Source organism: Embleya sp. NPDC005971 (assembly GCF_040629175.1).
Taxonomy (GTDB): Bacteria; Actinomycetota; Actinomycetes; order Streptomycetales; family Streptomycetaceae; genus Embleya.
In genome coordinates this window covers 49,633-56,318 of the sequence record NZ_JBEXUX010000064.1, presented here as the reverse complement: position 1 = coordinate 56,318, position 6,686 = coordinate 49,633, and the positions used below count along the sequence as shown (strand labels likewise).

Below are 6,686 nucleotides of genomic sequence, written 5' to 3'. Positions count from 1 at the left end.
CACGAGCGAGGGGCCACTTTTTTGTGGAGGAGCCCGCGACGGAACAAAAAAGTGGTGCCTCGCGAGCCGGCGCCGAAGGCGCCCAATAAAAAGCAGCGCCGCATCGCCGAAAGCCCCCCCCCACCCGCCCGCTCCGCTCACGACCCAGGCCCCGGCCCCGAGCCCGGCTCGCGTCTCGAACCTTCTCGGCTCGCTCCGCTCGCACCCCAGCCCCACCCCCTCGCTGCCCTCACGACCCCAACCCAACTTCCACACCCGACCCACGCCCCAGCCCTCCGACTCGCCGCACTCCCCACCCCGGCCCGCCTGCCGCGCCCGACCCACGACTCAGACCCACCCACCACCCTCACGACCCCAACCCAGCTTCCACACCCGACCCGCGCCCCAGCCCCTCCGACTCGCCGCTCTCCCCACCCGCTCCCGCCCCCAACCCGCCCCCGGATTACCGCACCCCTCCCCCGACGTTGCACCCCCCACCACACAAGATCGCCCCCGGCCGCCCACCACGATGAGCGCCCCGACCTCGGGAGACCCAGCGATGACCAGCCACCCCAGCCCGGACGACCTGGATCGGGACGCCGCCGGGTCGTACCTCGAACGCGAGGCCGAGCTGCACGCGCCCTTCCTGGAACAGGCCGCCACGCGCCTGCGCGATCTGGCGCTCCACGGCGACCACACGCTGGCCCGGGTGGATCGCATCCTCGACCTCGGCGGCGGTCCGGGCATCGCCTCCTGCCTGCTGGCCCGCTACTTCCCCAACGCCGACGTGGTCGCCGGCGCGCCCAGCCCGACCCTGCTCGCCCGAGCCGGGGCCCGGGCACGGCGCGAGGGGCTGGGCGACCGGGTCCGTACCCACCGGGTCGACCTGCCCGCCGACCTGCCCGCCCTGGGCAGCGCCGACGTGGTCTGGGCCGGTGACGTCGTGCACCACCTGGGCGACCAGCAGGCAGCCCTGGACGCGCTGGCCCGGGTGCTGCGCACCGGCGGGGTGATCGCGGTCGCCGAACGCAGCCTGGCCCCGCGCTTCCTGCCCCGCGACATCGGCATCGGCCGGCCCGGGCTCCAGGCCCGGTTGGACGCCGCCCACGAGGACTGGTTCGCCGAGTTGCGCGCGTCCCTGCCCGGTGCGCGCGCCGAGGTCGAGGACTGGCCCGCCATGCTGGCCCGCGCCGGCCTGGTGCCCACCGGCTCGCACTCGTTCCTGATCGACCTGCCCTCGCCCTTGGACGCCGCGCCGCGCGAACACCTGTACGCCGAACTGTCGCACCGCCGAGCCCTGTTGGCCGACCGCCTCGACGAGCGTGACCTGGCCACACTGGACGCCCTGCTCGACACCGACGCCGACACCGGCATCCTGTGGCGCCCGGATGCCTTCTACCTCGCCGCCACCACCATCCACACCGCCCGCGCCTGCGCCCGCAGGTGACCTCGTCGGCGGACCCCCGACAGGCGGAAGGGGCACGACCGGCGCCAAGCCGATCGTGCCCCCTGCCCCGCCCGTCGTTTCACCGCACCTGCGACGCCTCCCCCGACCCGACCGCCGCCCGATCACCCAAACCGGAATCCGCTTCCGACCTCGAACCCACACCGTCCTCGACGCTCACGCCGCCACCGTTCGCAACCGGCACCCCCCGCAAGAACCGGGCGCAGTACACCGCCGCGACCATCATCACCACCACCGCCCCGATCGCCGCCGAGTTCATCCCGTCGCAGAACGCCTCCCGAGCCGAGTCCACCAGTGCCCGGCCGGAATCCTCCGGCAGGTGCGCCGCCACCGCCTGCGCGCCGCCGAGCGTCTCCCGGGCCGGCCCGCTCGGCGCCGTATCCGCCATCGCGCGGTGGTAGACCGCGTCGCCGATCGTGCCCAGCAGCGCCATGCCCAGCGCGCCGCCCAGTTCGCTCCCGGACTCCAACACCGCCGAGGCGGACGCGGCGCGGTCGGCCGGCGCGACGCCCATCGCCATCTCGGTCACCTGGGTCATCACCGCGACCACGCCCGCCGCGTACACCGCCGACCCGCCGAGCAGCAGCACCAACGGGGAGTCCGGCCGAGCCCCGGCCAACACCGTGAAGCCGCCCGCGGCGAGCACGAACCCGCCACACATCACCCACACCCTGTCCATCCGCCGGGCCAGCACGGTGGCCACCGGAGTCGCCACCGCCACCGCTCCCGAGGGCACCAGGCTCCACAGCGCGGCCCGCAACGGACTCATCCCGAGCACCGATTGCAGGTACTGCGTCGTGAAGATGGCGAAGCCGACGATCGCGAACATCGACAACACATTGGCCACCACCGACCCGCCGAACGCCCGCATGCGCAGCAGTTCCAGATCCAACAGCGGGTGCGTGGCGGTGAGTTGGCGACGCACGAACAGGGCGCCGACGATCAGCCCGAAGCCGATGCTCAGCACCGGCAGGGTGGCCGCTCCGGAGCGGGCGATCTCCTTGATCCCGTAGACCACCGGCAACAACGTGCCCAGCGACAACACCGCGCCGATCAGATCGAACGGCCCCCGGGCCAGGCCCCGATGGCGCGGCACGAACACCGGGACCAGGAACAGCAGGAACGCCATCGCCGGCACGTTGATCAGGAAGATCGAGCCCCACCAGAAGTGTTCGACGAGCACGCCGGACAGGATCGGCCCGAGCGAGATCCCGCCGGTCATCACGGCCGTCCAGATCGCGATCGCGGTCCCGCGCTGCTTGGGGTCGAGGAACATGGTGCGAATCAGCGCGAGCGTGGACGGCATCAACGCCGCGCCGCCCACGCCCAGCAGCGCCCGGGCCGCGATCAACGTCTCCGCGTTGTGCGCATACGCGGCCACCAGCGACGCGCCGCCGAACATCGCCGCGCCCACCAGCAGCAGTCGCCGCCGGCCGATCCGGTCGCCGAGCGCACCCATCACGATCAGCAGGCCGGAGAGCACGAATCCGTACATGTCCAGGATCCACAACTGCTGCGTGCCGGTCGGCTCCAACGCGCGGCCGATGAACGGCACCGCGAAGTAGAGGACCGACACGTCCATGCTCACCAACAGCAGCGGCAGCAGCAGTACGGCCAGCCCGACCCACTCCCGCCGCCCTGCCAACGGCACCGCCCCGGGCTGCTCGGATGTCTCGACGGTCGTCACGAAAATCTCCCCCAGTGATGCACCTATACGGCGTACGCGCTGAACGCGTACAGAGTAAGCAGCATCCACAGACCCACGCAACGGCCTTGAATCCAAGGCAGATAAAGCCTTCACCAAGTAGTGCACCAAAACGACTGCACTACCCACCGAGGCCATCCGCACCCTATAGTGCACCCATCACCGCCCTAGTGCACCGGCACCACGAGCACGCACCACCGACGCCGGCCCTGCCACCACAACCGCCGGCCCGCCCACCACCCAACGACCCAACCGCCCGGGAGACCTCGATGACCCACCCCACTCCCCCCGCCCCCCCGGCCCCCACCACCCCGGCCACCCCCTCGACCCGGATCGCCGCCGAGCTGCGCCGCCGCATCGAGGCCGGCGAGTTGCGGCCCGGCGACCGGGTCCCCTCCACCCGGGCGATCACCGCCGAATGGGGCGTGGCGATGGCCACCGCGACCAAGGTCCTCACCGCGCTGCGCGAGGCCGGCCTGGTCCGTGCCGTACGCGGCATCGGCACCGTGGTCGCCGAGCGCCCCGGCCACGCCGACCACCCGGGCCGCGCCGACCACCCGAATCACCCGGGCCCCTCGGCCCCCCAGGACCGCCGCCCGCGCGCCGCGACCATCGCCGTACCGCCCGTGCACCCCCCACGCACCGACGCCGAACTCACCCGCGAGCGCGTCGTATCGGCCGCCGTGGCGATCGCCGACGAACGCGGTCTGGCCGCGGTGTCGATGCGCCAGATCGCCGCCGAACTGGGCGTGGCCGCGATGAGCCTGTACCGGCATGTGCCCGGCAAGGAGGACCTGCTCGCCGCGATGGCCGACAGCGTGTTCGGCGAACCGCCCCTCCCGTCGCACGAACAGGTGGGCTGGCGGGTCCGTTTGGAGACCTCGGCCCGGCTCCAGTGGCAGATGTATCGCAGGCACCCGTGGCTGGCCCACGTCATGTCGATGACGCGTCCGCTGCCGACGGTGCGCGGCATGGCGCACGTGGAGTGGGCGATGGCCGAATTCACCGGGCTGCCGCCCAAGGTGATGATGCACATCGCGGTGACGCTGTTGAACTACGTCCGGGGTACCGCCGTCAACATCGCGACCGAGTTCGAGGCGGAGCGGGCCACCGGCATCTCCAGCGACGAGTGGATGCAGGCCCAGGACGCGACGATGGACCTGATTCTGCGCAGCGGCCACTTCCCGATGTACGCCGCCGCGCTGACGGATCCGGAGCTGGAAATGGATCTCGATTCACTGTTCGACTTCGGACTCGAACGCCTGCTGGACGGCATCGCGCCGCTGGTCCCCCCGACCGGGTGAACGGGCCGCACCCGAATGGCGGGACGCGGGCCGCCGACCGGGCGACCACCCCTCAGCCGCGCGGCAGCGTCACCAACTGCAGGAAGAACTCGTCGATGCCCCGCACCGCCGCCAGGAACGACTCCAACTCCACCGGCTTGGTCACGAAGGCGTTGGCGTGCAGGTCGTAGCTGCGCCGCACGTCGTCCGGCGCGGCCGACGTGGTCAGCACCACCACCGGGATCGTCCGCCACCGCTCGTCGGCCTTCATCGCCGACAACAACTCGCGGCCGTCCATCCTGGGCATGTTCAGGTCCAGGATCACCAGGTCCGGCCGAGGGTGGGTGCGCAACCACTCCAGCGCCTCCATGCCGTCCGCGGCCCGGCTCAACGAGTGACCCCGCTCCCGATCGAGCAACGCCTCCTCGATCATCAACGCGTCGCCCGGATCGTCCTCCACCAGCAACACCGTCAACGTTCCTGTCATCGCGGTCCGGCTCATCGCACCACCTTCGGTCACGGCCCCGACCGACCCGCGCCCCGGACCGGCATCACTCGGCGAATTCGGCGCGCTCGCACCACCGACCCACGTCCGAAGGCTAACGCCTCCCGTCCGTCGCACAGGAGTGCCCACCCGACCCGCCCCCGCGTCCTTGACGTCGTCCACGAGATGGCCCATCGTGGTGCGCCGGCCACACTCGGCAATCAGGGGAGTACGCCATGCGGATGAACACGGTCGAGAAGATCGTCGTCGCCAGCCCCCTTCGCCGGGCCCCGCAGGTCTGGTACGAGACGCCGTTGTTGCTGCGCCTGGGTGGCCGGCTCGATCCCGGTGCGCATGCCCTGGAGATCGGCTGCGGCACCGGCCGGGGCATCGACCTGATCCTGAACCGGTTCGGCGCGGCGCGAGTGGACGGCATCGACCTGGACTCCGCCTCGCTGGCCCGGGCGCGCCGGCGCTGGCACGGCAACAGCCGGGTGGCGCTGGTCGAGTGTTCGGCCACCGACCTGCGGGCGGGCCTGGGCGCGGCGGACGCGAGCTACGACGCGGTCTTCGATTTCGCGATCGTGCACCACATCACCGACTGGCGTGCGTGCCTGGCCGAGGTGGGCCGGGTGTTGCGCCCCGGCGGCCGGTTCTACTTCTCCGAGATGACCGCTCGCGCGCTGGCCCGGCCCAGCCTCGCGTTCCTGTTCGACCATCCCACCGAGGATCGCTTCGGCGACCGGGACTTCCTCGACGAACTCCCCCGGCACGGGCTCGACGTGGTCGGCAGCAAGTCCCTGCTGGGCGACTACTTCTTCGGCGTGGCCCGCCGGCGCTGAGCGTCGGGGCCCGCGCGGCTCGCCCGCCCCCGGTCTCGGGTTGCGACGATCAGGGGAACCCCGGCCCCGATCCGCCGCCCCGCGCCGACCCGTTCGCGCCGGCGGCTAGGCTTTTCCGGCCATGCACACACCACATCCCACCTTCACGAGTTTCGTCGCGGTCGGTGACTCCTTCACCGAGGGAATGTCCGACCTCGCCGCCGACGGCAGCTACCGCGGCTGGGCCGACCTGCTCGCGGACCGGTTGTCCGTCGACACGCCGACCCTGCGCTACGCCAACCTCGCCGTGCGCGGGAAGCTGATCCGCCAGATCGCCGACGAACAGATCGACATCGCCGCCGCGCTCGGCGGCGACCTGATCACCCTGGCCGGCGGCCTCAACGACGTGCTGCGCCCGCGCTGCGACGTCGGCGCGGTCTGCGCGGTGTTCGAACAGGCCGCCGCCGAGCTGGCCGCCGGCGGCGGGCAAATGGTGTTGTTCCGCAGCACCGACCCCACTCGCCGACTGCGCTCGTCGGCCCGACTGATGCCCCGGATCGAGCAGTTGGTCGCCTTCGTGGACACCGTCGCCGCGCGGCACGACGCCACCGTGGTCGACCTGTTCACCGTGCGCGCGTTCGACGACCCCCGGATGTGGGCCGACGATCGCCTGCACCTGTCCACCGAGGGGCATCGCCGGGTCGCCGAGGCCACCGCCCAGGCCCTGGGGCTACCCGCCGAATTCGACTGGCGCGCCCCGCTGCCCGCCGCCGCGCCGGCGGCCTGGAGCGATCGCCGGCGCGCCGACGTGCGCTGGGCCAGGACCCATCTGGGCCCGTGGCTCGCCCGCCGGGCCACCGGCCGCTCCTCCGGCGATGGCCGCCCGCCCAAGCGCGCCGATCTCACCCCGTGGCGGTGAACAGGGGCCCGGCCGGGCACACCAGGCAAC

6 protein-coding genes are annotated in these 6,686 nt (G+C 72.4%); 4 read left to right on the top strand and 2 right to left on the bottom strand.

The annotated features are described in order from the left end of the window. Positions 1 to 538: 538 nt before the first annotated feature. Positions 539 to 1,426, top strand: a complete 888-nt coding sequence (locus tag ABZ374_RS38375; protein WP_360320619.1) for a class I SAM-dependent methyltransferase — start codon at positions 539 to 541, stop codon at positions 1,424 to 1,426. A 79-nt stretch (positions 1,427 to 1,505) separates the two neighbouring features. On the opposite strand, the gene ABZ374_RS38370 is transcribed toward ABZ374_RS38375, so the two are convergent. Continuing rightward, a complete protein-coding gene (locus tag ABZ374_RS38370; RefSeq protein WP_360320616.1) occupies positions 1,506 to 3,131 on the bottom strand; it encodes an MFS transporter in 1,626 nt (541 codons plus the stop codon). Between the two features lie 287 nt (positions 3,132 to 3,418). On the opposite strand from ABZ374_RS38370, the gene ABZ374_RS38365 reads away from it, so the two are divergent. Then, complete coding sequence (locus ABZ374_RS38365) at positions 3,419 to 4,453, top strand: TetR/AcrR family transcriptional regulator C-terminal domain-containing protein (protein ID WP_360320613.1); 1,035 nt, start codon at positions 3,419 to 3,421, stop codon at positions 4,451 to 4,453. 52 nt (positions 4,454 to 4,505) lie between these two features. Here the strand turns inward: ABZ374_RS38365 and ABZ374_RS38360 are convergent, their stop codons facing one another. Continuing rightward, a complete protein-coding gene (locus ABZ374_RS38360) occupies positions 4,506 to 4,934 on the bottom strand; it encodes a response regulator (protein WP_360320610.1) in 429 nt (142 codons plus the stop codon). A gap of 218 nt (positions 4,935 to 5,152) precedes the next feature. Here ABZ374_RS38360 and ABZ374_RS38355 point away from each other — a divergent pair, with 218 nt between their 5' ends. Together ABZ374_RS38355 and ABZ374_RS38350 are read left to right on the top strand one after the other, a co-directional pair. Then, positions 5,153 to 5,758, top strand: coding sequence for a class I SAM-dependent methyltransferase (locus ABZ374_RS38355; protein ID WP_360320607.1), 606 nt, complete (start codon positions 5,153 to 5,155; stop codon positions 5,756 to 5,758). A gap of 121 nt (positions 5,759 to 5,879) precedes the next feature. Next, a complete protein-coding gene (locus tag ABZ374_RS38350) occupies positions 5,880 to 6,656 on the top strand; it encodes an SGNH/GDSL hydrolase family protein (protein ID WP_360320604.1) in 777 nt (258 codons plus the stop codon). Positions 6,657 to 6,686 lie beyond the last annotated feature (30 nt).

Coding starts and splice junctions, on each gene's coding strand:
- ABZ374_RS38350 (WP_360320604.1), top strand. CDS start 5,880: ATGCACACACCACATCCCACCTTCACGAGTTTCGTCGCGGTCGGTGAC.
- ABZ374_RS38365 (WP_360320613.1), top strand. CDS start 3,419: ATGACCCACCCCACTCCCCCCGCCCCCCCGGCCCCCACCACCCCGGCC.
- ABZ374_RS38355 (WP_360320607.1), top strand. CDS start 5,153: ATGCGGATGAACACGGTCGAGAAGATCGTCGTCGCCAGCCCCCTTCGC.
- ABZ374_RS38360 (WP_360320610.1), bottom strand. CDS start 4,934: ATGAGCCGGACCGCGATGACAGGAACGTTGACGGTGTTGCTGGTGGAG.
- ABZ374_RS38375 (WP_360320619.1), top strand. CDS start 539: ATGACCAGCCACCCCAGCCCGGACGACCTGGATCGGGACGCCGCCGGG.